The sequence below is a fragment of the Massilia sp. Dwa41.01b genome (assembly GCF_014171775.1).
Lineage (GTDB): Bacteria > Pseudomonadota > Gammaproteobacteria > Burkholderiales > Burkholderiaceae_D > Telluria.
In genome coordinates, this window is the sequence record NZ_CP050454.1 from 921,544 (window position 1) to 943,579 (window position 22,036).

Sequence of the window (22,036 nt, forward strand, 5' to 3'; positions counted from 1 at the left end):
GCGCGCTGGCGGAGCTCGAAGCGGACGATGGCGAGGAAAGCGGACATCGATCAGCAGTTCCCGGCCTGGGCGTTGTGGCGCCCGGCGATGGTGGCGAAATACACGTCCTCGAGACTCGCGTGGGCGGGCTCGAAGCCCATGCCCGGGTCGTGCTCGGCATAGACGTGCACCAGCGTGCGCCCGGCGCGCAGGCGCGTCGAAATCACCGCATGCTGCTTCTGGAACAGCGGCAGCTCGGCCTTGTCGATGAAGCGCGCCCAGATGCGCTCCTCGATGCCCTCGATCAGGCGCGCCGGCTCGCCGCAGAGCAGCACATGGCCCTTGTGGAGGATGGCCATGTTGGCGCACAGGTCGGCCACGTCGGACACAATGTGGGTCGAGAGCAGCACGGTCTTGTCGCTGCCGATGTCCGACAGTAGGTTATGGAAGCGCACCCGCTCCTGCGGGTCCAGGCCGGCGGTGGGCTCGTCGACGATGATCAGCCGCGGGTCGCCGATCAATGCCTGGGCCACGCCGAAACGCTGGCGCATGCCGCCGGAGAAGCTGCCGAGCTTCTGGTGGCGCACCTCGAACAGGTTGGTTTGCTGGAGCAGGCCGTCGACGACTTCGCGCCGCCGGCTTTTATTCGCAATGCCCTTCAGTTGGGCGAAGTGGTCGAGCAGTTCCCAGGCCGAGACGCGCGGATAGACGCCGAAGTCCTGCGGCAGGTAGCCGAGCATGCGCCGCACGGCGTCCTTTTCGTCGAGGACGTCGATATCGTCGGCGAACACGGAACCGCTGTCGCACTCCTGCAGCGTGGCCAGGATGCGCATCAGCGTCGACTTGCCGGCGCCGTTCGGGCCCAGCAGGCCGAACATCCCGGGCGGGATGTTCAACGTGACCTTGTCCAGCGCCACCACACCGTTGGCGTAGGTCTTGGACAGATTGCGGATGCGTAATTCCATGCGGACTCCCCTAGCAGCTTTGCATGGCGTTCATTTCCGTTTCCGCCAGGCCCTTTTTGACGCCTGCATTGTATGCGCTAACGGCTGACTCAGGCGGACCGATGCGACGCACGGCGCGATGTGCGTTCCAGAGTGCAGAAAAGCGGGGACGGTCTGCACGCGGCGCCTGGCCGGCAGGCGGACGGCAGCGGGGTCGGCTGGCGCATATAATGGCGTTTTGCCGCGAATGAAGGACCCCCATGTTAGCGAACCGTTTCTTCGGCCCCCTGGATGATCTGATCGTCGGCTTCGACAAGGCGCTGCGCGTCGTCGGCGGCGTGGCCTCGGCCTCGCGCGCGAACCCCGCGGCCAACTCGGTCGACTGCGAACTCGACGAACGCGAGCAGCGCCATAGCGCCGGCCTGATGCGCGTGAACCACGTCGGCGAAGTCTGCGCCCAGGCGCTCTACGATTCGCAGGCGCGCCATGCCCAAAGCCCGGCCATGCGCGCCCAGTTCGCGCAGGCCGGCCGCGAGGAAGAAGACCACCTGGCCTGGACCGCGCAGCGCCTGACGGAACTCGGCTCGCAGCCGAGCATGCTCAATCCGCTCTGGTACGCGGGCGCCTACGCGATGGGCACCGTGGCGGCCAGGCTGGGCGACGCGCGCAGCCTTGGCTTCGTCGTCGAGACCGAGCGCCAGGTCGAGGCGCACCTGAACAGCCACCTCGAGACGCTGCCGATCAAGGATGCCAAGTCGCGCGCGATCGTCGAGCAGATGCGGGTCGACGAGATCGCCCACGGCGGCGCCGCCCAGGCGCTCGGCGCGGCCGAGATGCCGGTGCCGGTGAAGCTGGCCATGCGCGCGATGGCGAAGGTGATGACGACGACGGCGTATTACGTCTGATCTTCGATCATCGTAGGGTGGACTCGGGAGTCCACCCTGCACACCCTAAGGCGCCTCGACAATCTCCACGGAGTGCGTCATCTCGACCGAATGGGCCAGCATGATCGAGGCCGAGCAGTACTTCTCGTGCGACAGCTTCACGGCGCGCTCCACCGCCGCCGGCTTCAGGTTGCGGCCGGTGACGACGAAGTGGAAGTTAATCTTGGTAAACACCTTCGGGTCGGTAGCGGCACGCTCGGCCTGCAGGGTGACGTCGCAGCCGAGCACGTTCTCGCGGCCGCGCTGCAGGATCAGGACGACGTCGTAGGCGGTGCAGCCGCCGGTACCGACGAGCAGCATTTCCATTGGACGCGGCGCCAGGTTGTGGCCGCCGCCCTCGGGCGCGCCGTCCATCGCCACCATGTGGCCCGATCCGGTCTGGGCGCGAAAACTCATGCCCGACGGGCCGTTCCAGCTGACTTTGACTTCCATGCAGATTCTCCGCTATCTAAGGGTGCCTGTATTGTAGAACAGCCCACCGCGGCATGCCGGGGTGGGCTGTTCTGGCAGGGGCGCCGCGTGGCTACACGGCCAGCACGTAGCGCTCGCTCTTCATGCGCCAGGTGGCAAAGGCGATCACCGCCGCCACCGGCAGCGCCGCGCTGACGAAGGTGAGCAGGTAGGGCAGGAAGCCCAGCTCGACGCCCTTCGACATTTCGCGCAGCAGGGTCTGGTTCGACAGCATCGGCACCGCGTACATCCACAGCGAGGTCTTCAGTTCCATCATCGAGACCACCAGGCCGGGCAGCATCGGCAGCAGCAGCACGATGCTGAGCAGGCTTTGCGCTTCCTTGAAGGACTTGGCGTTCATCGCCAGGGCGATCTGGGCGGCAGCCGCCAGCAGCGCCAGCGGCAGCGCCAGGAAGCACACCAGCGCGACGTCGAACCAGTTCAGGCTCCACGACATGCCCAGTTCCTCCAGCGGCACCCAGGACAGGACGATGTGCGCCAGGATCAGTTCGAGCGTGAGCCCGACCACGGCCAGGGTGCCGGCCATGAGCCACTTGCCGGTCACGATTTCCCAGGCCCGGGCCGGCTGCGCCATCAGCACTTCCATCGAGCGCCGTTCGCGTTCGCCGGCGGTGCTGTCGACCGCGGCCGACATGCCGCAGAAGAAGGCCGGGAAGAACAGCATGCTGAGCATCCCGCCAATCAGGTTTGGCCGAGCGCGAGGCGTTGGTGCCGGTGTCGTAGCGCTGCACGTTGATCGGCGCCAGCGTCGCCGGCGACACCCCGTGCGCCAGCAGGCGCGCTGGCGACGTTGGCGCTGTAGTTCTCGAGCACTTCCTCGATCTCGCGCCGCTGGGCGCCCTTTTCGGCCGCCGAGTCGTACCACAGCTCGATGCGCGCCGGGCGCATCGCCGCGTAGTTGGTGCCGAACTTCTCCGACAGGCGCAGCACGGCCGCCAGCTTGGTGTCACCCTGCAGTTTCTCCTCGATCGCCGCCTCGTCCAGCATGGCGATGTTGGTGATCGTGATGTTCTTCTGCCGGAGCTGGGCCATCAGGGTGGGCGCCTTGTCGGCGCCGATCACGGCCAGTTCGATGCCCTCGCGTTCCGAGCGGGTGGCGCGGTCGATCAGCTGCTGCATCAGGAAGCCGAACATCACCGGATACATCAGCGTGAACAGCAGCAGCAGGCCGACGTTGCGCTTCTCGCGCAGCGTTTCGCGCAGTTCTTTCAGGTAGATGATGAGGAAGCGCGGCTTCATGCGGCGATCCCTTCTTCGCCAACCAGGCTGACGAAGGCGTCTTCCAGGTTGTCGATGCCGGTACGGCGGCACAATTCGTCGGGCGAGCCCTGCGCCACCGTGTGGCCCTTGGCGATGACGATGACGTCGTCGCACAGGTGGGTCACTTCCTGCATCACGTGGGTGGCCATGATGACGCAGCAGCCGTCGGCGCGCAGGGAAGAGAGCGCACGGCGCAGCGCGCGTGTGCTCATCACGTCCAGGCCGCGGCTCGGTTCGTCGAGCAGCAGGTTGCGCGGGCGGTGCAGCAGCGTGCGCGCCAGCGCCACCTTGATGCGCTGGCCCTGCGAGAAGCCCTTGGTGCGGCGCTCGAGGATGTCGTCCATGGCCAGCAGGTCCGACACCTCGTCGATGCGCGCGGCCAGGGCGGCGCCGCCCATGCCGTTGAGCTCACCGAAATAGGCGAGGTATTCGCGCGTCGACAGGCGTTCGTACAGGCCGAACTGGTCGGTGAGGAAGCCGATATTGCGGCGTACCGCGAGCGGGTCGCGCTCGGGGTCGACGCCGTCGATCGACACGCTGCCGTGGTCGCGCTTGAGCAGGCCCACCAGGGTGCGCAGCAGGGTCGTCTTGCCGGCGCCGTTGGGCCCGAGCAGGGCGGTGATGTGGCCGTCGCAGGCGCTGAAACTGACGCCGCCAAGCGCCTGCACGGTGCCAAACTGTTTACGTACTTCTTGAACTTCGATCATGGGCGGCTCGATGTCAGGGTTGCGGCCCGGCGCTGCCGAGCTGGAAGGTCGGGGCCGGAATCTCGTCCAGGCAGGTGGCGTCGAGCTTGGCGCCGGGCTTGTCGAGGAATTCGCGCAGCAAGCGTGGCGCGCAGCCCAGCTGCGAGACGCCGTGGCCGGCATTGGCCACGACCAGCTGGCGTGCGTTCGACATGTGGCGCGCGGCACTTTGCGCGCCCGCGGCGGCGTCACCGGGTCGAGCGCGCCCGAGAGCAGCAGGGCGGGCGCGGCGATCGTGGCCGGGGCGGCATACGGCACCGCCGGCACGTTCATCGTCTTGCACATGGCCGGCATGCGTTCGGCCAGCGCGCGCGTCAACTGGCCGGTGTTTTCCTTCATCAGATCAGGCGTCATGCGCGGCACGTCCTCGGCGCAGACCACCGCCAGGTGCAGCAGGAAGGCGCTGCTGGCCTCGCTGGCGAAGTCGCCGCTGATGTTATGGCGGGCGATGAAGGGCTCCCAGCGGCCCCGGTAGGCGCTGTGGATCAGGAAAGGCAGGCGGCGCGCGTCGGCCGGCGAATACAGGATGTTGTGGACGGTGCCCGTGAAGCGCTGCCCGGTCATGCTGAAGGTGGCCGGTTGGGCGGTGCGCGGGTCGCTGATCGACAGCTTGATGCCGGCTTCGGCGCGCGCGCCCAGGCTGCCGAATTCGGCGCGCAGGTTCGGATAGGCCTTGTGGCAGGCGGGGTCGCGCGCGCAGCCGTCGAAGAGCTTGTCGAGGGCGGCCTGGCCGTCGCGCCCACCGGCGGGAATCACCTGGTCGGGCGCGGCCACGCCGTCGAGGATCAGCGAGCGCACGCTGTCCGGGAAGGCGCGCGCATAGGCCTGGCCGAGGCGGGTGCCGTAGGAACCGCCCCAGACGTTGACCTTGCCGTAGCCGAGCGCGCGCCGCACTTCGTCGAGGTCGCGCGCGGCGTTCGCGGTGGTGTAGGCGGCGAAGGGGGCGCGGCTGGCCTTGATGCAGCGCGTGACCTCGGCACCCAGTTCGTCATCGCTCATGGTGGCGTGCTCGGGCCGGTCCTCGCAATCGAGCCTGCCCGACAGGCCGGTGCCGCGCTGGTCGATGAAGACGATGTCGCGGGTGGCGCGCACGCGCTTGAAGGCCGCCGACAGCAGGACGATGACGTCGCTGCCGGCCTGGCCGGGACCGCCGGCGAGCACGAACAGCGGATCGGGTTTGGCTCCTTCGCGGAGGGTCGGGGCGACGGTGACGTGCAGCTTGAGCGCGCCGGCCGCCGGTTTCGCGTAATCGAGGGGCACCGGGACTTTGACGCAGCGCAGCGCTTCTTCGGCACCCGGCAGGTGGCAGCTGCGCGGAGCGGGACGCGCCGCGTCCGCCGGCGCGGCTGCAGCGGCGCCTCCCGACGACAGCAACAGCGCCAGCAGGGCAGGCAGGATGGGACTGGTTTTCACTCGAACTCCTCAGTAGTTGACCAATAGTAATTTGGGTTCGTTTGCACGGTCAACTCATGCTTGCGCAAGAAATTACTTGAGGGAAGTCTAGTGGGGTTCGCTTGAGAATGGTTGCGCAAAATCATTAGCCTTCGGATATGAACGTGTCGCATGCGACGGAGGTGCGGGAATGCCACAGCCGGCCTGGGGCCGATCTTGACCGGGTGCCTGCGCTTGAGGTATCATCGCTGGCTTTCCATTTGCTCTGGAAAAGACAATAAGGATGAGTCCGCAGCAACAATTGCGGAACCGCCATTTGAGCAATTTACCTATTTTAGGAAGTCAACATGAAAACTTTTTCCGCTAAGGGCCATGAAGTCCAGCGCGACTGGTTCGTGATTGACGCGACGGACTTGGTCCTCGGACGTGTTGCCAGCGAAGTGGCACTCCGACTGCGCGGCAAACACAAGCCAGAATTCACTCCTCACGTCGATACCGGTGACTACATCGTCGTCGTCAACGCAGGCAAACTGCGCGTGACCGGCACCAAAGCCACCAACAAGACGTACTACCGTCACTCGGGCTACCCGGGCGGTATCTACGAAACCAACTTCCTGAAAATGCAACAGCGTTTCCCGGGCCGCGCGCTCGAGAAGGCTGTCAAGGGCATGCTGCCCAAGGGCCCGCTGGGCTACGCCATGATCAAGAAGCTGAAAGTGTACGCGGAAGGTACCCACCCGCACGCAGCACAGCAACCACAAGCACTGACCCTCTAAGGAACTGACATGATCGGTAACTACAACTACGGCACCGGCCGTCGCAAGAGTGCAGTCGCTCGCGTGTTCATCAAAGCCGGCACCGGCCTGATCGTCGTGAACGGCAAGCCTGCGAACGAGTACTTCTCGCGCGAAACCGGCCTGATGGTCATCCGTCAGCCGCTGGAACTGACCGGCAACGTCGAGCGTTTCGACATCAAGGTCAACGTGCACGGCGGTGGTGAGTCGGGCCAGGCTGGCGCCGTCCGTCACGGCATCACCCGCGCCCTGATCGACTACGACGCAGGCCTCAAGGGCGACCTGGCACGTGCCGGTTTCGTCACCCGTGACGCCCGTGAAGTCGAGCGTAAGAAAGTCGGCCTGCGTAAAGCACGTCGCGCCAAGCAGTTCTCGAAGCGTTAATCGCTTGCAGCCTTCGGGCGTCAGCAGCTTCACGCTGCTGACCTGTTGGACAGAAAGCCGCCTTCGGGCGGCTTTTTTTTCGTCCGTCAATGCTGCGGCATCGCTGGGAGACGCATTGTAGACTGGCCCGTCGATCATTTCGCCGGAGACCTTTCGTCGTGAATAATGGAATCAGGAAGATCAGCCTCGGCCTGCAGGGCGGTGGCGCCTATGCCGCCTTCGGCTGGGGCGTCCTCGACCGCCTGCTCGAGGACGAGCGTTTCGACATTGCCGCCATCAGTGCCACCAGCGGCGGCGCGATCAATGCCGCCGTGCTGGCGGACGGCTATGCCCGGGGCGGCGGCCGCGCGGGCGCACGCGGCCCCGGGAGCGCTTCTGGCGCGCCCTCAGCAGCGCCAGCATGCTCAGCCCGCTGCGCCCGAGCGCCTTCGATATCCTGGGCGGCGCCGGCTCGATGCAGGCGTCCCCGGCCTACCACCTGATGCAGGCGATGAGCGCGGTCTTGCCGCCGCAAATGACGCCAGTCAGCATGAATCCCCTGCATGCGCTGCTCTCGTCGCTGATCGATTTCGAGCGGGTGCGCAGCTGCGAAGAGATCCGCCTTTTCATTCCCGCCACTAACCTGCGCACCGGCAAAGCGAAAATTTTCCTGCGCGACGAGCTCGATGCCCGCATGGTCGCGGCCTCGGCCTGCCTGCCGCAGGTCTTCGCCGCCGTCGAGATCGACGGGGAAGCGTATTGGGATGGCAGCTTTGTCGGCAATCCGGCATTGTCTCCGCTGGTCGAGCAGGGCGACGGCACCGATATCCTGATCGTGCAGAACAATCCGATCGCTCGCGAGCAACTGCCGCGCAGCCTGGCCGATATCGGCAACCGCGCCAGCGAAATCGCCTTCAATCTCAGCTTCGTGCGCGAAGTCAGTGCCATCGAGCACGTCCGTGCCGTGGTCGACGAGGAGCGTATCGAGCAGACGCACGCGGCCGCCGTGCGCCTGCACATGATCAGCGGGAATGGCGAACTGGCCAATCTCGATATCTCGAGCAAGTTCAACCTGGAATGGCCCTTCATCCTGCAGTTGCGCGAGGCGGGGCGCAAGGCGGCGGGCGACTGGCTCGATGTCCACGCCGGGAACGTGGGCCTGCGTTCGACCATCGACACCGAGGCGGTGTACTACCCCGAGCGCCAGATGGCGCGCGCGCGGTGAACGGCCTGAGGGCACTTGGCTGTTCGCCGGCGGCATCCCCTTTGCCAGTCGTACGGGCGCGAAAACGCGCTACCTGACAGGCTGTTAAAATTGCGGCCTCGTCCTGCAAGGGCTCATATTTCATGGAAGGAACAGACATGATCAAAGTTGGCATCGTTGGCGGAACCGGTTACACGGGCGTGGAATTGCTGCGGCTGTTGGCCGCGCATCCCGGCGTGGAGCTGACCGCGATCACTTCGCGCAAGGAAGACGGCCTGCCCGTAGCCGACATGTTCCCCTCGCTGCGTGGCCGCGTGAACCTGGCCTTCTCGGCGCCCGACAAGGCCGACCTGACGGCCTGCGACGTGGTGTTCTTCGCCACCCCGCACGGCGTGGCAATGGCGCAGGCGCCCGCCTTGCTGGAAGCCGGCGTGAAGGTCATCGACCTGGCGGCCGACTTCCGCCTGAAGGACAGGGCAAGCTTCGAGAAGTGGTACAAGATCGAGCACACGGCGCCGCAGCTGATCGAGGAAGCCGTCTACGGCCTGCCCGAGCTGAACCGTGACGACATCCGCAAGGCGCGCCTGATCGCCAATCCCGGCTGCTACCCGACCACGATGCAGCTCGGCTTCGTGCCGCTGCTGAAAGCCGGCTTGATCGATGCCGGCAGCCTGATCGCCGACGCCAAGTCGGGCGTGTCCGGCGCTGGCCGCAAGGCCGAGATCGGCACGCTGTTCTCGGAAGCGAGCGACAACTTCAAGGCCTATGGCGTGGCCGGTCACCGCCACACGCCCGAAACCTCGGCCCAGCTGCAGCGCTTCACCGACCAGAAGGTCGGCCTGATCTTCACCCCGCACCTGGTGCCGATGATCCGTGGCATGCACGCGACCCTGTATGCGCGCCTGACGAAAGACATCGACGACGACGCCCTGCAGGCGCTGTTCGAGGATGCCTACAAGGATTCGCCCTTTGTCGACGTCATGCCTTTCGGCTCGCACCCGGAAACGCGCTCGACGCGCGGCTCGAACATGCTGCGCCTGGCCGTGCACCGTCCGGACGGCGGCGACACCGTCGTCCTGCTGGTGGTGCAGGACAACCTGGTCAAGGGCGCATCCGGCCAGGCGGTGCAATGCATGAACCTGATGTTTGGCCTGGACGAAACGACCGGGCTGCAAGGTATCGCGCTGTTGCCGTAATGTAAGAATTCCTGGCGGCATTGCCGGACACGAGCTAGATCAAGGTGGCAACTGTTGAGAACGGTAAATTGACCGATGCACTGGTCGGTTTACACGTCGCAACTTCCATCTACTACAGGGGTGCTCCATGTTCGGTCGCAACGCAAAAAGCGAAATTGACAGCCTGATCGGCGTAGCCGCCCGTATCGAGGGAGACCTGTGTTTCAGCGGCGGCCTGCGCATCGACGGCGAGGTGCACGGCAATGTCATCGCCAACGAGGGTCCGGATAGCGTGCTCATCGTTTCCGAGCACGCGCGCATCGAGGGAGAGGTGCGTTGCGCCAACCTGGTGGTAAACGGTTTCATCGCCGGGTCGGTGCATTCGACGGAACTGCTTGAATTGCAGCCGAAAGGCCGCATACATGGGGATGTCCATTACAAGCTGCTCGAGATGCACGGCGGCGCCCTGGTGACCGGCAAGCTCACGCACCAGCCGGCCGGGGAACCCGTGTTTCATCTGGCGCCGGCGGTAGCGACCGGAGCATGACCGGCGCGAACAGTCTATAATGGGAATTGTTGAATCCAATCAGGAGTTTATCCCATGACCGCAGTAGCCGAAGCGCAAGACTTTGACACCATCCCGACCCCCATCGTCTTCACCGACAGCGCTGCCGAAAAAGTGGCCCAGCTGATCGAGGAAGAGGGCAATCCCGACCTGAAGCTGCGCGTGTTCGTGCAGGGCGGCGGCTGCTCGGGTTTCCAGTACGGCTTCACCTTCGACGAAATCGTGAACGAAGACGACACCACCATGGAGAAGAACGGCGTGCAACTGCTGATCGACTCGATGAGCTACCAGTATCTGGTGGGCGCCGAAATCGACTACAAGGACGACCTCGAAGGCGCCCAGTTCGTCATCAAGAACCCGAACGCCACCAGCACCTGCGGTTGCGGTTCGTCGTTCTCGGCCTGATAAGCCAATCTGCCGCCCGGTTTTTTCTGGGCGAGAATGAAAAATCCGGGCATTGCCCGGATTTTTTTTCGTCCATGCCGTACATGCCCGCTGCGCCTGTGGCCATCTTCAAGCGGGGTACAGCGCCCCCAGCACCCGCGGACCTGTTGCGCCCGTCACCGCCGGCATGTTGCCTGGCTGACGCAGGTTGAAGCGATAGCCCAGCCAGGCAAAGGCCAGTGCCTCGACGTGGTTCGGGGCAATGCCCAGTTCCGCCGTCGATTCGACCAGCACCTGGCCGCCGAGGGCGGCGCCCAGCATGCGCAGCAGGGTGCCGTTATGGGCACCGCCGCCGCAGACGTAGACGGCGTCGATCCGGACCTGTTCGTCGAGGATGGCGCGCGCGATCGTCTGCGCGGTCAGGGCGGTGAGCGTGGCCTGTACGTCGGCCGCGGCCACGCCGGCGAAACCCGCCAGGCGGGCGTCGAGCCAGTCCATATGGAACAGGTCGCGGCCCGTGCTCTTCGGTGCCGGCTGATGGAAATAGGGTTCCTGCAGCAGGTAGGCCAGCAGGGCGGCGTCCACCTTCCCGCTCGCGGCCCAGGCGCCGCTGGCATCGTACTCCTTGCCCTGGTGGCGCCCGATCCAGCCGTCCAGCAAGACATTGCCGGGACCGGTATCGTAGCCGGTCACGCGGCCGTCGGCATGCAGCATGCTGATGTTGCCGATGCCGCCGATATTGACCACCACCCGCGTCGTGCCGGGTTTGCCGAAGGCCGCCGCGTGAAAGGCCGGCACCGGGGGCGCGCCTTGGCCGCCGGCGGCGATGTCGCGGCTGCGAAAGTCGGCGATGACGTCGATGCCCGTCAGTTCGGCCAGCAGGGAGGGATTGTTGGTCTGGCGCGTAAAGCCGCGTTCCGGGCGGTGGCGTACCGTCTGGCCGTGCACGGCGACGGCAGCAACCGGTCCCGGGGCGCGTCGCGAGCATGCCGGCACACTGCGCGTAGGCATGCGCCAGGCCGTTGGCGGCGATCGCCTCGCGCTCGATCTCGTTGGGGCCGTTTGCCTGCAGCCCCATGAGCTCGGTGCGCAGCGCGGCAGGGAAGGGGACGAAGGCAGACTCCAGGGTGCGGATCGCGCCATCGGCGAAATCGGCAAGCACGCCGTCCACGCCGTCGAGGCTGGTGCCGGACATCAGGCCGATATACAGGGAGGAAGATGAGGTCGTCATATGCGCATCATAGATGAAAGCGTGACTGCAAAATGCCCGCCGTGGCTGCGGCAGGCAACAAAAAAGCCTGCCGTGCAAATGCAGGGCAGGCTTTCTCGAAGAGGCGAATCGCTTTAGCGGGCCGCCATGGCGTTGCCGCCTGGAGTCAGCAGCGAGAAGCGGTGGTTCATCTCGGCAGCTGCCATGCGGAAGCGGGCCAGCTCGCCCTTGCTCAGCGGGGCGGCCATCAGGTCCTTCAGCGTGCTTGGATCGCGCGCGACATTGGCAACGCGGAACTCATAGTGCAGGTGGGCACCGGTCGACCAGCCGGTCGAGCCGACAAAACCGATCACTTCACCCTGGCTGACCTTGGCACCCTTGCGCAGGCCGCTGTTGAAGCGGCTCATGTGGGCATAGGCGGTGCTGTAATTGCCCCAGTGCTTGATGACGACCATGTTGCCGTAGCCGTTCGAGACGCCGATGAAGTCGATGGTGCCGTCGCCCGAGGCGTGGATCGGGGTGCCGAGGGAAGCGGCGTAGTCGATGCCCTTGTGGGCTTTCCACTGGCCCGAGATCGGGTGCACGCGGTTGGCGAAGCCCGACGAGACGCGCGAGAATTCCAGCGGCGACTTGAGGAAGGCTTTTTTCAGCGACTTGCCGTCCAGGCTGTAGTAGCCGCCCTGCCTGGTCACCGGGTCTTCGAACCAGACAGCCTGGTAGCTCACGCCGCGATTGATGAATTCGCCTGCCAGGATGCGGCCGGTTTTCACCAGTTCGCCGTCGAGCCAGAAGGTTTCGTAGACAACATTAAAGCGGTCGCCGCGCTTGATGTCGCCGCGGAAGTCGATGTTGGTCGAGAACATCTTGACGATTTCGCCGACGACGGAGTCGGGAATCGAGCCGCCGTCGACATTCGCGTCGGTCGCCGAATACAGCGAGGAGCTGTTGAGCTCGCGCGAACGCATTTCGACGCGGCGTTCCAGCTTGGCCGGTGCTTCCGAAGCCTTGAAGCTGTCGCCATCGCGTGCGATGGTGAGCGTGGTCGGGGCGTTGTTCTTGTCGGTGAGGGTGGCGCGCAGCGACAGCAGCAGGCCGTTTTCGTCGGTCTCGGCCTGCAGGCGCTTGCCGTTCTTCAGCGACAGGATGCGGCGGGCCAGTTTGTCGGAGCGGATGAAGTTCTGTGCCTGTGCATCTTCCACACCCAGGCGTGCCAGCATGGTGCCAACGGAGTCGCCCGAACGGACGCGCTCTTCGTGGATGAACTGCTGCTCGTCCTGCTGGAGCGCGGCGATCTGGTCGGAGAGATTGGGCAGGGCCAGGTTCTCGGCAACCGACTTGACCGGCACGTCGGCGTCGTCCTGCGCGATCGGCGCCGTAGCCACGGCGCCGAATGCGCACAGTGCCAGGGCGAGCGCGCCAGCGCCGACGATACGGGTCTTGCGACTCATGTTCGCCAAGCGGAACGGGCTGTTGCCAGTGATTTTATGTATAGGATTCATGCAATCAGTTAAAATTTGCCGCTTCAACTTCGGGCCACTTTTATTCTTGTTGTTTTGAAAAGTTTTCCTACGGCAAGATTGATGGGATCGAGCATTATACCAAAATACGTGGTCCTACAACCGCTTTAGCCAATTTCCTACAAATAATTTATGACCTCGCCCGCGTCTTGTAGTAATAACAACCCTGCGTCCGCCACCTCTACCTTGCCCCTGTCCGACAAGGTGCAAGAGGCGCTCGCCATCACGAAACGCGGTGTCGACGAACTGCTGATCGAAAGCGAATTTGCACAAAAGCTGGCCCGCTCGGAAGCGACCGGTACGCCGCTGCGCATCAAGCTGGGCCTGGACCCGACCGCCCCGGACCTGCATCTGGGCCACACCGTCGTACTGAACAAGCTGCGCCAGTTGCAGAACCTGGGGCACCAGGTGATCTTCCTGATCGGCGACTTCACTTCGATGATCGGCGACCCGTCGGGCCGCAACGTCACCCGTCCGCCGCTGACGCGCGAGCAGGTCGAGGAAAACGCCCAGACCTACTTCCGCCAGGCAGCCTTGGTGCTGAACGCCGAGCGTACCGAAATGCGCTACAACTCCGAGTGGTGCGACCCGCTGGGCGCGCGCGGCATGATTCAGCTGGCCTCGCGCTACACCGTGGCACGCATGATGGAACGCGACGACTTCACCAAGCGCTACAAGAGTGGGACACCGATTGCTGTGCATGAGTTCCTCTATCCTTTGATGCAGGGCTACGATTCGGTTGCTTTGAAAGCAGACCTTGAGTTGGGTGGAACAGATCAAAAATTCAACCTCCTCGTTGGCCGTGAATTGCAGAAAGATTACGGTCAGGAACCGCAGTGCATTCTGACCATGCCGCTGCTCGAGGGCCTGGACGGCGTCGAGAAGATGTCGAAATCGAAGAACAACTACATCGGCATCACCGAGGCGCCGAACACGATGTTCGCCAAGCTGATGAGTATTTCCGACGTCATGATGTGGCGTTACTACGAGCTGCTTTCGTTCCGCTCGCTGGACGACATTGCCTCCTTGAAAGCCGCAACCGGGGCCGGCGCCAATCCGCGCGACGCGAAAGTCGCCCTGGCCCAGGAAATCGTCACCCGTTTCCATTCGGCGCAGGCGGCCCAGGATGCGCTGGCCGACTTCGTCAACCGCTCGAAGGGTGGCATCCCGGACGAGGTGCCGGAAGTCACGGTCGCGGGCGCGCCGCTTGGCGTGGCCCAACTGCTCAAGGCTGCCGGCCTGTGCGCGTCCACCTCGGAAGCGATGCGCATGGTCGACCAGGGCGGCGTACGCATCGATGGCGCTGTCGTGAGCGACAAGAACCTGAAGGTCGAGGCCGGCAACTTCGTGATGCAAGTTGGCAAGCGCAAGTTCGCGCGTGTGAATTTCAGCGCATGATCGGACTGCTGCAACGCGTCAGCCACGCAAGCGTCGTGGTCGATGGCGCCACGGTAGGCGCGATTGACAAGGGCTTGCTGGTGCTGGTCTGCGCCGAGAAGGGCGACACCGAGCGCGAGGCCGAAGCCTTGTTGGCCAAGCTGCTCGGCTACCGCGTCTTTGCCGACGAGGCCGGCAAGATGAACCGCAGCCTGCGCGACATCGCCGGCGATCTGCTGCTGGTGCCCCAGTTCACGCTGGCGGCCGATACCCGTTCCGGCACCCGGCCCTCGTTTTCGCCGGCCGCGGCGCCGGAAGACGGGCGGCGCCTGTTCGACCATGTCGTGCGCCAGGCCAGGGCCTCCCATGGCAAGGTGGAAACAGGGCGTTTTGGCGCCGACATGCAGGTGGCATTGACGAACGATGGTCCCGTGACGATCTGGCTGCGCGTTGATCCCGTCGTTGTCGCGCGTTGAAACCTGCCTTGCCAGCCGCGGTCAATATGAGGAGGCCCACCGGGAGTCTGCGATGAAGATCTGGAGTGATTCGTTTACCGAAGGCGGGCTGATCCCGCCAGAGTGCGCGTTTGCCGTCGCCGATGCGGCCAGGCATGTGCGCCTGTCGAGCAACCGCAATCCGCACCTGGCCTGGGACGAGGTGCCGGCCGGCACCCAATCGCTCGTCATCCTCTGCGTCGATGGCGACGCGCCTTCGGATGGAACCGACGTCAACAAGGAAGGGCGCACCGTGCCCGAAGGCCTGAAACGGGCTGATTTCCATCACTGGGCACTGGTCGACATTCCGCCCAGCCTGAAGTCAATTGCAGAAGGGCAGTTTTCCGACATGGTGACTCCCGGCGGCAAGAGCGGGCCGAACCTGCCTTTCCTCGTCAAGAACGGCACCGAGCACCAGTTGCGCCAGGGTATCAATGACTATACTGGCTGGTTCGCGAACGATCCCGACATGGCTGGCCAGTATTTCGGCTACGACGGACCCTGCCCGCCGTGGAACGACGAGCGCGTGCACACCTATGTGTTTACGATCTACGCACTCGACGTTCCGCAGTTGGCGCTCGATGGCGAGTTCACCTGTGCGGAAGTACGCGAGGCGCTGATCGGCCATATCCTCGACGAAGCCCAGATTTTCGGCGTGTACTCGCTCAACCCCGACGTCGCCTCGACGCTGTCCACCTGAAGCGCCGGGAATCCCGGCGCACACTTAACTCATGCAAGACGACAAGACCACGCGGATCCTGCTGATCCGCCACGGCGAAACGGCGTGGAACGCCGAGCGCCGCCTGCAAGGCCACCTCGATATCGACCTCAACGAAGAGGGCAGGCGCCAGGCCCGGGCCCTGGCCGCGGCGCTGGGGGACGAGCCGATCGACGTGCTCGTCGCCAGCGACCTGGCGCGCGCCAGCCAGACGGCAAAAGCCATTGGCGACGGGCGCGGCCTGCCGCTGTTCATCGATGCGCGCCTGCGCGAGCGCTGCTATGGCGGCTTCGAGGGCCTGCTGTACTCCGAGATCGCCGCACGTTTTCCACACGCGTTCGCTGCCTGGCAGGGGCGTGATGTCGATGCAGTGCTGCCGCCTGGTAAGAATCGGGGCGAAAGTTTCCGCGAGTTCTATGACCGGTCGATCGGCGCCATCCTCGGCTGGGCTGCGGACAATCCCGGCAGGACGCTGGCCCTGGTGGCCCATGGCGGTGTGCTCGAGTGCGCCTACCGGGCCGCTCTCGGCCTGTCTCTGGTAACGCCGCGCGATTTTAAAATCCACAACGCCAGCATCAACCGCTTCCTGGTGAAAGATAGCAAGCTCGAGCTGGTGAACTGGGGCGAGGTTGAGCATTTGCGCGACGCCACGCTGGATGATGTCGGCTAGCCACTTCTTTCCATTCTGTCCAGCACCATTTATCGCGTTCGCTACAGTTTGGAAAAAAATTTGCTGATTAATTGAGCAGGGGATCGGGTAAAATAGCAGGTTCCCGTGCCTTCCCAACATATTCCTGCTGTGCAAATCGGTCCTTATCTCCTCCGCAATAATGTCTTCGTTGCGCCCATGGCCGGCGTGACCGACCGCCCGTTCCGCCAGCTGTGCAAGCAGCTCGGTGCCGGCTATGCGGTGTCCGAGATGGCGGCCTCCAATCCCCGCCTGTGGGCCAGCGAAAAGACCAGCCGCCGCACCGACCACGCGGGCGAGATGGAGCCGAAGGCGGTACAGATCGCCGGCGCCGACCCCCAGGACCTGGCCGACTGCGCCCGCCATAACGTCGAGCGCGGCGCGCAGATCATCGACATCAATATGGGTTGCCCGGTGAAAAAGGTTTGCAATAGCTGGTGCGGTTCGGCCCTGCTGCAGCACGAAGACCTGGTCGAACGCATCCTGCATGCGGTCGTCGCGGCGGTGGACGTGCCCGTTACCCTGAAATTCCGTACTGGCTGGGATCGCCAAAACAAGAATGCTTTGAATATTGCGCGCATGGCGGAACAGGCCGGCATCCAGATGCTGACCCTGCACGGGCGTACCCGGGCCGACGGCTACAAGGGCGAGGCCGAATACGACACGATCCGCGCCGTCAAGGCGGCGGTCGGCATTCCGGTGGTCGCCAACGGCGACATCACGACCCCGCAAAAGGCGAAATTTGTGCTCGACTACACGGGTGCGGACGCCGTCATGATCGGCCGCGCGGCCCAGGGCCGGCCCTGGATCTGCCGCGAAATCGACCACTACCTGCGTACCGGCGAACTGCTGCCGCCGCCGCTGGTGGAAGAGGTGCGCGCCCTCATGAACGAACACCTGCCGGCACATTATGCCTTCTACGGCGAGTATGTCGGCGTGCGCACCGCGCGCAAGCACATCGGCTGGTATGTCGAGGATTTGCCCGGCGGCGAGGCGTTCCGCCAGCAGATGAACCGTCTCGAGTCGACGGCCGAGCAGCTCGCGGCCGTGGATAATTTTTTCCAATCCCAACTCCGACATGGCGAGCGGTTACAATACCGGCCCGCAGAGCTTATGCAAGATGCAATAGCGGCATAGTAAAAGTAGTCAAACAAGAAAAACGATTTGGGGACAGTGCCGGCACATCGGCACAGCAATCACTAACCAGGACGAAGCAGCAGACATGAGCAAAGAGAGTATCCAGGAAGTTGTCCAGAAGAGCCTCGAGGACTATTTCAATGACCTGGGCGAGCAGAAACCGACGAACATCTACGACATGATGCTGCTGACCGTCGAGAAGCCGATCCTGGAAGTGGTGATGACGCGCGCCGACGGCAACCAGTCGCACGCCGCCCAGATGCTGGGCATCAACCGCAATACCTTGCGCAAGAAACTGCAAGAGCACGGACTGCTGTAAAGTCTGCCGGCACGAGTGGCCGTGCGCGGGCGCGGCCAATATGGCGTGCCCTGATTCCGCACAGAATTCCCATCAACAACGGCCACTCCCCATGATCAAACAAGCTCTCATTTCCGTCTCCGACAAGACCGGCGTGCTCGATTTTGCCCGTGCGCTTTCCGCGCTCGGCGTCAATATCCTGTCCACCGGCGGCACCGCCAAGCTGCTGCAAGACAATGGCGTGCCGGTGACGGAAGTTGCCGATTACACCGGCTTCCCGGAAATGCTCGACGGCCGCGTGAAGACCTTGCATCCGAAAGTCCACGGCGGCATCCTGGCGCGCCGCGATTTCCCCGAGCACGTCGCCAAGCTGGAAGAGCACGGCATCCCGCAGATCGACATGGTCGTGGTCAACCTGTATCCATTCCAGCAGACCGTCGCCAGGGAAGCGTGCTCGCTGGAAGACGCGATCGAGAACATCGACATCGGCGGCCCGACCATGCTGCGCTCGGCGGCCAAGAACCATCGCGACGTGGTCGTCATCGTCGACCCGAGCGACTACGGCGTGGTGCTAGCGGAAATGAAAGGGACCGGTGAGGGCGCCGGCGCCGTGAGCTACGACACCAAGTTCCGCCTGGCCAAGAAAGTCTTCGCGCACACTGCCCAGTATGACGGCGCCATCACGAACTACCTGACCAGCCTGGGCGAAGACAAGGCACACGCCACCCGCTCGAGCTATCCGCAGACCATCAACATGTCGTTCGAGAAGGTGCAGGACATGCGCTACGGCGAGAACCCGCACCAGGGCGCCGCCTTCTACCGCGACATCGTCACGATCGATGGCGCGCTGGCGAATTACCGCCAGCTGCAGGGCAAGGAACTGTCGTACAACAATATCGCCGATGCGGACGCGGCCTGGGAATGCGTGAAGTCACTGGGTGGCTTCCAGCAACCGGCCGGCTGCGTGATCGTCAAGCATGCCAATCCCTGCGGCGTGGCCATCGGCGTCGATGCGCTGGACGCGTATGCCCGCGCCCTGCAGACCGACCCCACCTCGGCCTTCGGCGGCATCATCGCCTTCAATGTCGAAGTCGATGGCCGCGCCGCGGAGGCGCTGGCGAAGCTGTTCGTCGAAGTGCTGATCGCACCGTCCTTTACCGCTGAAGCGCGCCAGATCATGGCGGCCAAGCAGAATGTGCGCCTGCTGGAAATCCCGCTGGGCAATGGCCACAACGCCTACGACGTGAAGCGCGTCGGCGGCGGCTTGCTGGTGCAGGCGCCGGATGCGAAGAACGTCGGCATGGCCGACCTGCGCGTGGTGAGCAAAAAGCAGCCGACCCCGCAGCAAATGGCGGACCTGATGTTCGCCTGGCGCGTCGCCAAATTCGTCAAGTCGAACGCCATCGTTTTCTGCGCCAACGGCATGACACTGGGCGTCGGGGCAGGGCAGATGAGCCGCATCGATTCGGCCCGCATCGCCTCGATCAAGGCACAGAACGCCGGCTTGTCGCTCGCCGGTTCGGCCGTCGCCTCGGATGCCTTCTTCCCCTTCCGTGACGGGCTCGACGTGGTGGTCGATGCCGGCGCCACCTGCGTCATCCACCCGGGCGGCTCGATGCGCGACCAGGAAGTCATCGACGCGGCGGACGAACGTGGCGTGGTGATGCTGTACACGGGAACGCGTCACTTCAGGCACTGATTGACCGTTGTCCGCGTAGGGTAGGCGGGGCGGAATAGTCCAGTGGACTGTTCTGCGGCCTACGCGTTCAACGCACGCATGCGCATTCGCGCAGGGTAGGCGGGTCCCCCGCCTACGCGTTCAACCATCACATGAAATTCCTGCAGCGGTTTGTCACCGACCGTTGAACGCGTGGGCGGCAAAGCCGCCCACGCTACGTCCATGGCATGCTATACATGGACTCTGCGCTCGCCGTAACTGGTTTATTGTTGTCAGGCTACCACTGTGCACCCTTCCGCGTGGGCACGGGGTGCCCACCCTACTGGGTTTTTACCCAGTATTTTTCCCACGAACGTTGCTGGCCGGTATAACATTCGTCCATGATTATCCTCGGCATCGACCCAGGCCTGCGCACCACCGGCTTTGGGGTTATTGAAAAACACGGCAGCAAGCTGCGCTACATAGCCTCGGGCACCATCAAGACCGGACTCGAGGGTGCGCTGCCGCCGCGCCTGAAGATCATCCTCGACGGCGTGCGCGAAGTCGTGGCCACCTACGGCCCGCACTGCGCCGCCATCGAAAAAGTGTTCGTGAACGTCAATCCGCAGTCGACCCTGCTGCTGGGCCAGGCGCGCGGCGCCGCGATCAGCGCGCTGGTGGGCGCCGACCTCGACGTGGCCGAATACTCGCCCACCCAGATCAAGCAATCCGTCGTCGGCACCGGCAAGGCCGCCAAGCCGCAGGTCCAGGACATGGTCGCGCGCCTGTTGATGCTGCCCGGCCTGCCCGGCAGCGATGCGGCCGATGCGCTGGGCGTGGCCATTTGCCACGCGCACACCCACGACACGCTGGCGCTGCTGAACGTGCTCAGCCCGCAGAAGGCCACGCTGCGCATGAAGAACGGCCGCCTCGTCTAACTGAACATCAAAAAGAAAGGCCCACCATGATCGGTCGCATTTCCGGAATCCTGCTCGACAAAACCCCGCCGCAACTGCTGGTCGATTGCAACGGCGTCGGCTATGAAGTCGACGTGCCGATGAGCACCTATTACAACCTGCCGCATACCGGCGAAAAAGTCGTGCTGTTCACCCACCAGGCCATCCGCGAGGACGCGCACCTGCTGTTCGGCTTCGGCACGGCCAGCGAGCGGGCACTGTTTCGCCAGCTGATCAAGATTACCGGCGTCGGCGCACGCACCGCGCTGGCGATCCTGTCGGGCATGACGGTGGCCGACCTGTCGCAGGCGGTGACGCTGCAGGAAGCCGGCCGCCTGGTGAAGATCCCCGGCATCGGCAAGAAGACCGCCGAACGCCTGCTGCTGGAACTGAAAGGCAAGATCGGCGCCGACCTCGGCGTGGTCGGCGGCGGCGCCCCGCGCGACGATACGCAAGCGGACGCCATGAATGCGCTGCTGGCATTAGGGTATTCTGACAAGGAAGCGCTGGTCGCGACCAAGAACCTGCCCGAAGGCGCAAGCGTGTCGGACGCCATCAAGTTCGCACTGAAAGCGCTGTCCAAAGGATGAGGCAGGATTTTCGCGCGGCACGCCGCGCGCCTGCCGAACGGGTTCGCCATGCAGGGCGAACCCTGGCCTGCGACCATACACGGTATTGTAGAGATTAAGCAATGAGCATCCAGACCGACAATTTCACCGAGCACCGCGTCATCGACGCGGCCCCGGCCTCGCCCAACGAGGAGGCGATCGAGCGCGCCTTGCGCCCGAAGCAGCTCGACGAATATGTCGGCCAGGTCAAGATCCGCGACCAGCTCGAGATCTTCATCTCCGCCGCTCGCAAGCGCCGCGAGGCGCTCGACCACACGCTGCTGTTCGGCCCGCCGGGCCTCGGTAAAACCACGCTGGCCCACATCATTGCGCGCGAGATGGGCGTGAACCTGCGCCAGACTTCCGGCCCGGTGCTGGAGCGTCCGGGAGATCTGGCCGCGATCCTCACCAATCTCGAACCGAACGACGTGCTGTTCATCGACGAGATCCACCGCCTGTCGCCCGTCGTCGAGGAAATCCTGTATCCGGCGCTCGAGGACTACCAGATCGACATCGTGATCGGCGAAGGGCCTGCCGCGCGTTCGGTGAAACTCGACCTGCAGCCGTTCACGCTGGTGGGCGCCACTACGCGCGCCGGCATGCTGACGAACCCGCTGCGCGACCGTTTCGGCATCGTCGCCCGCCTCGAGTTCTACAACGTCGAGGAGCTGACCAAGATCGTCACCCGCAGCGCAGCCCTGCTGGAAGCACCGATCAACCAGGAAGGTGCACGCGAAGTGGCGCTGCGCGCACGCGGCACCCCGCGTATCGCCAACCGCCTGCTGCGCCGCGTGCGCGACTATGCGGAAGTGAAGGGCAATGGCGAGATCACCAAGGACATGGCCGACCGCGCCTTGCTCATGCTCGACGTCGACTCGGTCGGCTTCGACGTCATGGACCGCAAACTGCTGGAAGCGGTGCTGTTCAAGTTCGGCGGGGGCCCGGTCGGCATCGGCAACCTGGCGGCGGCGATCGGCGAAGCGGCCGACACCATCGAGGACGTGCTCGAGCCCTACCTGATCCAGCAAGGCTACCTGCAGCGCACTCCGCGCGGACGTATCGCGACGCCGGCGGCGTATCAACACTTCGGCGTGGCCGCACCGCGCATCAGCCCGACCGGCGACCTCTGGGACAATTTGCGATGAGCCTCCGTTG

24 protein-coding genes and 2 pseudogenes are annotated in these 22,036 nt (G+C 64.4%); 18 read left to right on the forward strand and 8 right to left on the reverse strand.

All coding sequences use genetic code 11. From position 1 onward, the window contains the following. Positions 1–50: 50 nt before the first annotated feature. Complete coding sequence (locus tag G4G28_RS04205; protein ID WP_182990961.1) at positions 51–944, reverse strand: ABC transporter ATP-binding protein; 894 nt, start codon at positions 942–944, stop codon at positions 51–53. 239 nt (positions 945–1,183) lie between these two features. On the opposite strand from G4G28_RS04205, the gene coq7 reads away from it, so the two are divergent. Beyond that, positions 1,184–1,828 carry a 2-polyprenyl-3-methyl-6-methoxy-1,4-benzoquinone monooxygenase gene (coq7, locus tag G4G28_RS04210; RefSeq protein WP_183108077.1) on the forward strand — a complete coding sequence of 215 codons (645 nt, stop codon included), beginning with the start codon at positions 1,184–1,186 and terminating at the stop codon, positions 1,826–1,828. A gap of 45 nt (positions 1,829–1,873) precedes the next feature. Here the strand turns inward: coq7 and G4G28_RS04215 are convergent, their stop codons facing one another. From G4G28_RS04215 to G4G28_RS04230, 5 genes and pseudogenes are all read right to left on the reverse strand, one after another. Next, positions 1,874–2,299: an OsmC family protein gene (locus tag G4G28_RS04215; protein WP_183108078.1), complete on the reverse strand. Its 426-nt coding sequence runs from the start codon at positions 2,297–2,299 to the stop codon at positions 1,874–1,876. A 91-nt stretch (positions 2,300–2,390) separates the two neighbouring features. Then, complete coding sequence (locus G4G28_RS25235) at positions 2,391–3,011, reverse strand: ABC transporter permease subunit (protein WP_229507887.1); 621 nt, start codon at positions 3,009–3,011, stop codon at positions 2,391–2,393. A gap of 8 nt (positions 3,012–3,019) precedes the next feature. Further along, positions 3,020–3,577 (reverse strand): hypothetical protein, encoded by a 558-nt coding sequence (locus G4G28_RS25240; RefSeq protein ID WP_229507888.1) that lies wholly within the window; start codon positions 3,575–3,577, stop codon positions 3,020–3,022. Further along, positions 3,574–4,305 (reverse strand): ATP-binding cassette domain-containing protein, encoded by a 732-nt coding sequence (locus tag G4G28_RS04225; protein ID WP_183108079.1) that lies wholly within the window; start codon positions 4,303–4,305, stop codon positions 3,574–3,576. The genes G4G28_RS25240 and G4G28_RS04225 overlap by 4 nt, the downstream gene beginning before the upstream one ends. Positions 4,306–4,554: 249 nt before the next feature. Continuing rightward, a pseudogene (locus tag G4G28_RS04230) lies at positions 4,555–5,757 on the reverse strand (alpha/beta fold hydrolase); the annotation flags it as partial. A 326-nt stretch (positions 5,758–6,083) separates the two neighbouring features. Here G4G28_RS04230 and rplM point away from each other — a divergent pair. The 7 genes from rplM (at position 6,084) to erpA (ending at position 10,242) form a co-directional block, all read left to right on the forward strand. Further along, positions 6,084–6,512 (forward strand): 50S ribosomal protein L13, encoded by a 429-nt coding sequence (rplM, locus tag G4G28_RS04235; protein ID WP_056338863.1) that lies wholly within the window; start codon positions 6,084–6,086, stop codon positions 6,510–6,512. Positions 6,513–6,521: 9 nt separating this feature from the next. Next, positions 6,522–6,914 carry a 30S ribosomal protein S9 gene (gene rpsI / locus G4G28_RS04240; RefSeq protein ID WP_027865814.1) on the forward strand — a complete coding sequence of 131 codons (393 nt, stop codon included), beginning with the start codon at positions 6,522–6,524 and terminating at the stop codon, positions 6,912–6,914. A gap of 158 nt (positions 6,915–7,072) precedes the next feature. Next, on the forward strand, positions 7,073–7,396 hold the full coding sequence (locus tag G4G28_RS25245) for a patatin-like phospholipase family protein (RefSeq protein WP_229507889.1): 324 nt from the start codon (positions 7,073–7,075) through the stop codon (positions 7,394–7,396). Next, positions 7,315–8,118, forward strand: a complete 804-nt coding sequence (locus G4G28_RS04245) for a patatin-like phospholipase family protein (RefSeq protein ID WP_229507890.1) — start codon at positions 7,315–7,317, stop codon at positions 8,116–8,118. The genes G4G28_RS25245 and G4G28_RS04245 overlap by 82 nt, the downstream gene beginning before the upstream one ends. A 137-nt stretch (positions 8,119–8,255) precedes the next feature. Further along, the gene (gene argC, locus G4G28_RS04250) at positions 8,256–9,293 is read left to right on the forward strand and encodes an N-acetyl-gamma-glutamyl-phosphate reductase (protein WP_182990966.1); all 1,038 of its coding nucleotides are present in this window, start codon (positions 8,256–8,258) and stop codon (positions 9,291–9,293) included. A gap of 127 nt (positions 9,294–9,420) precedes the next feature. After that, positions 9,421–9,819: a polymer-forming cytoskeletal protein gene (locus G4G28_RS04255; RefSeq protein ID WP_182990967.1), complete on the forward strand. Its 399-nt coding sequence runs from the start codon at positions 9,421–9,423 to the stop codon at positions 9,817–9,819. A 54-nt stretch (positions 9,820–9,873) separates the two neighbouring features. After that, on the forward strand, positions 9,874–10,242 hold the full coding sequence (gene erpA / locus G4G28_RS04260; RefSeq protein WP_182990968.1) for an iron-sulfur cluster insertion protein ErpA: 369 nt from the start codon (positions 9,874–9,876) through the stop codon (positions 10,240–10,242). Positions 10,243–10,350: 108 nt separating this feature from the next. Here the strand turns inward: erpA and G4G28_RS04265 are convergent. Then, positions 10,351–11,452 (reverse strand): annotated as a pseudogene (locus tag G4G28_RS04265) (anhydro-N-acetylmuramic acid kinase). A gap of 113 nt (positions 11,453–11,565) precedes the next feature. Next, positions 11,566–12,930: a peptidoglycan DD-metalloendopeptidase family protein gene (locus G4G28_RS04270; protein ID WP_182990970.1), complete on the reverse strand. Its 1,365-nt coding sequence runs from the start codon at positions 12,928–12,930 to the stop codon at positions 11,566–11,568. Between the two features lie 150 nt (positions 12,931–13,080). Between G4G28_RS04270 and tyrS the strand changes: the two genes are divergently transcribed. The 10 genes from tyrS (at position 13,081) to ruvB (ending at position 22,026) form a co-directional block, all read left to right on the forward strand. Further along, positions 13,081–14,346 carry a tyrosine--tRNA ligase gene (gene tyrS / locus G4G28_RS04275; protein WP_182990971.1) on the forward strand — a complete coding sequence of 422 codons (1,266 nt, stop codon included), beginning with the start codon at positions 13,081–13,083 and terminating at the stop codon, positions 14,344–14,346. Then, positions 14,343–14,801: a D-aminoacyl-tRNA deacylase gene (gene dtd, locus G4G28_RS04280; RefSeq protein ID WP_182990972.1), complete on the forward strand. Its 459-nt coding sequence runs from the start codon at positions 14,343–14,345 to the stop codon at positions 14,799–14,801. Before tyrS ends, dtd begins: the two co-directional genes overlap by 4 nt. Before the next feature lie 52 nt (positions 14,802–14,853). Further along, a complete protein-coding gene (locus G4G28_RS04285) occupies positions 14,854–15,519 on the forward strand; it encodes a YbhB/YbcL family Raf kinase inhibitor-like protein (protein ID WP_182990973.1) in 666 nt (221 codons plus the stop codon). A gap of 31 nt (positions 15,520–15,550) precedes the next feature. Beyond that, positions 15,551–16,207: a histidine phosphatase family protein gene (locus tag G4G28_RS04290; protein WP_182990974.1), complete on the forward strand. Its 657-nt coding sequence runs from the start codon at positions 15,551–15,553 to the stop codon at positions 16,205–16,207. A gap of 129 nt (positions 16,208–16,336) precedes the next feature. Further along, positions 16,337–17,362, forward strand: a complete 1,026-nt coding sequence (gene dusB / locus G4G28_RS04295) for a tRNA dihydrouridine synthase DusB (protein WP_182991711.1) — start codon at positions 16,337–16,339, stop codon at positions 17,360–17,362. 85 nt (positions 17,363–17,447) lie between these two features. Beyond that, positions 17,448–17,681 carry a helix-turn-helix domain-containing protein gene (locus G4G28_RS04300; protein ID WP_182990975.1) on the forward strand — a complete coding sequence of 78 codons (234 nt, stop codon included), beginning with the start codon at positions 17,448–17,450 and terminating at the stop codon, positions 17,679–17,681. A gap of 91 nt (positions 17,682–17,772) precedes the next feature. After that, entirely contained in the window at positions 17,773–19,359 is a 1,587-nt protein-coding gene (gene purH / locus G4G28_RS04305) for a bifunctional phosphoribosylaminoimidazolecarboxamide formyltransferase/IMP cyclohydrolase (protein WP_182990976.1), read from the forward strand. A gap of 359 nt (positions 19,360–19,718) precedes the next feature. Then, the gene (gene ruvC, locus G4G28_RS04310) at positions 19,719–20,255 is read left to right on the forward strand and encodes a crossover junction endodeoxyribonuclease RuvC (RefSeq protein WP_182990977.1); all 537 of its coding nucleotides are present in this window, start codon (positions 19,719–19,721) and stop codon (positions 20,253–20,255) included. Positions 20,256–20,281: 26 nt separating this feature from the next. Then, positions 20,282–20,863 (forward strand): Holliday junction branch migration protein RuvA, encoded by a 582-nt coding sequence (ruvA, locus tag G4G28_RS04315; RefSeq protein ID WP_182990978.1) that lies wholly within the window; start codon positions 20,282–20,284, stop codon positions 20,861–20,863. Between the two features lie 101 nt (positions 20,864–20,964). Next, the gene (gene ruvB, locus G4G28_RS04320; protein WP_182990979.1) at positions 20,965–22,026 is read left to right on the forward strand and encodes a Holliday junction branch migration DNA helicase RuvB; all 1,062 of its coding nucleotides are present in this window, start codon (positions 20,965–20,967) and stop codon (positions 22,024–22,026) included. Positions 22,027–22,036: the final 10 nt, after the last annotated feature.

Bases quoted from the DNA above. Each gene is read 5' to 3' on its own strand.
- erpA (WP_182990968.1), top strand. From the start codon at position 9,874: ATGACCGCAGTAGCCGAAGCGCAAGACTTTGACACCATCCCGACCCCC.
- dtd (WP_182990972.1), top strand. From the start codon at position 14,343: ATGATCGGACTGCTGCAACGCGTCAGCCACGCAAGCGTCGTGGTCGAT.
- rplM (WP_056338863.1), top strand. From the start codon at position 6,084: ATGAAAACTTTTTCCGCTAAGGGCCATGAAGTCCAGCGCGACTGGTTC.
- coq7 (WP_183108077.1), top strand. From the start codon at position 1,184: ATGTTAGCGAACCGTTTCTTCGGCCCCCTGGATGATCTGATCGTCGGC.
- G4G28_RS04225 (WP_183108079.1), bottom strand. From the start codon at position 4,305: ATGATCGAAGTTCAAGAAGTACGTAAACAGTTTGGCACCGTGCAGGCG.
- G4G28_RS04285 (WP_182990973.1), top strand. From the start codon at position 14,854: ATGAAGATCTGGAGTGATTCGTTTACCGAAGGCGGGCTGATCCCGCCA.
- G4G28_RS04290 (WP_182990974.1), top strand. From the start codon at position 15,551: ATGCAAGACGACAAGACCACGCGGATCCTGCTGATCCGCCACGGCGAA.
- purH (WP_182990976.1), top strand. From the start codon at position 17,773: ATGATCAAACAAGCTCTCATTTCCGTCTCCGACAAGACCGGCGTGCTC.
- G4G28_RS04300 (WP_182990975.1), top strand. From the start codon at position 17,448: ATGAGCAAAGAGAGTATCCAGGAAGTTGTCCAGAAGAGCCTCGAGGAC.
- G4G28_RS04215 (WP_183108078.1), bottom strand. From the start codon at position 2,299: ATGGAAGTCAAAGTCAGCTGGAACGGCCCGTCGGGCATGAGTTTTCGC.
- G4G28_RS04255 (WP_182990967.1), top strand. From the start codon at position 9,421: ATGTTCGGTCGCAACGCAAAAAGCGAAATTGACAGCCTGATCGGCGTA.
- G4G28_RS04205 (WP_182990961.1), bottom strand. From the start codon at position 944: ATGGAATTACGCATCCGCAATCTGTCCAAGACCTACGCCAACGGTGTG.
- ruvA (WP_182990978.1), top strand. From the start codon at position 20,282: ATGATCGGTCGCATTTCCGGAATCCTGCTCGACAAAACCCCGCCGCAA.
- tyrS (WP_182990971.1), top strand. From the start codon at position 13,081: ATGACCTCGCCCGCGTCTTGTAGTAATAACAACCCTGCGTCCGCCACC.
- G4G28_RS25240 (WP_229507888.1), bottom strand. From the start codon at position 3,577: ATGAAGCCGCGCTTCCTCATCATCTACCTGAAAGAACTGCGCGAAACG.
- G4G28_RS04270 (WP_182990970.1), bottom strand. From the start codon at position 12,930: ATGAATCCTATACATAAAATCACTGGCAACAGCCCGTTCCGCTTGGCG.
- rpsI (WP_027865814.1), top strand. From the start codon at position 6,522: ATGATCGGTAACTACAACTACGGCACCGGCCGTCGCAAGAGTGCAGTC.
- ruvC (WP_182990977.1), top strand. From the start codon at position 19,719: ATGATTATCCTCGGCATCGACCCAGGCCTGCGCACCACCGGCTTTGGG.
- argC (WP_182990966.1), top strand. From the start codon at position 8,256: ATGATCAAAGTTGGCATCGTTGGCGGAACCGGTTACACGGGCGTGGAA.
- G4G28_RS25235 (WP_229507887.1), bottom strand. From the start codon at position 3,011: ATGCTCAGCATGCTGTTCTTCCCGGCCTTCTTCTGCGGCATGTCGGCC.
- G4G28_RS04245 (WP_229507890.1), top strand. From the start codon at position 7,315: ATGCTCAGCCCGCTGCGCCCGAGCGCCTTCGATATCCTGGGCGGCGCC.
- ruvB (WP_182990979.1), top strand. From the start codon at position 20,965: ATGAGCATCCAGACCGACAATTTCACCGAGCACCGCGTCATCGACGCG.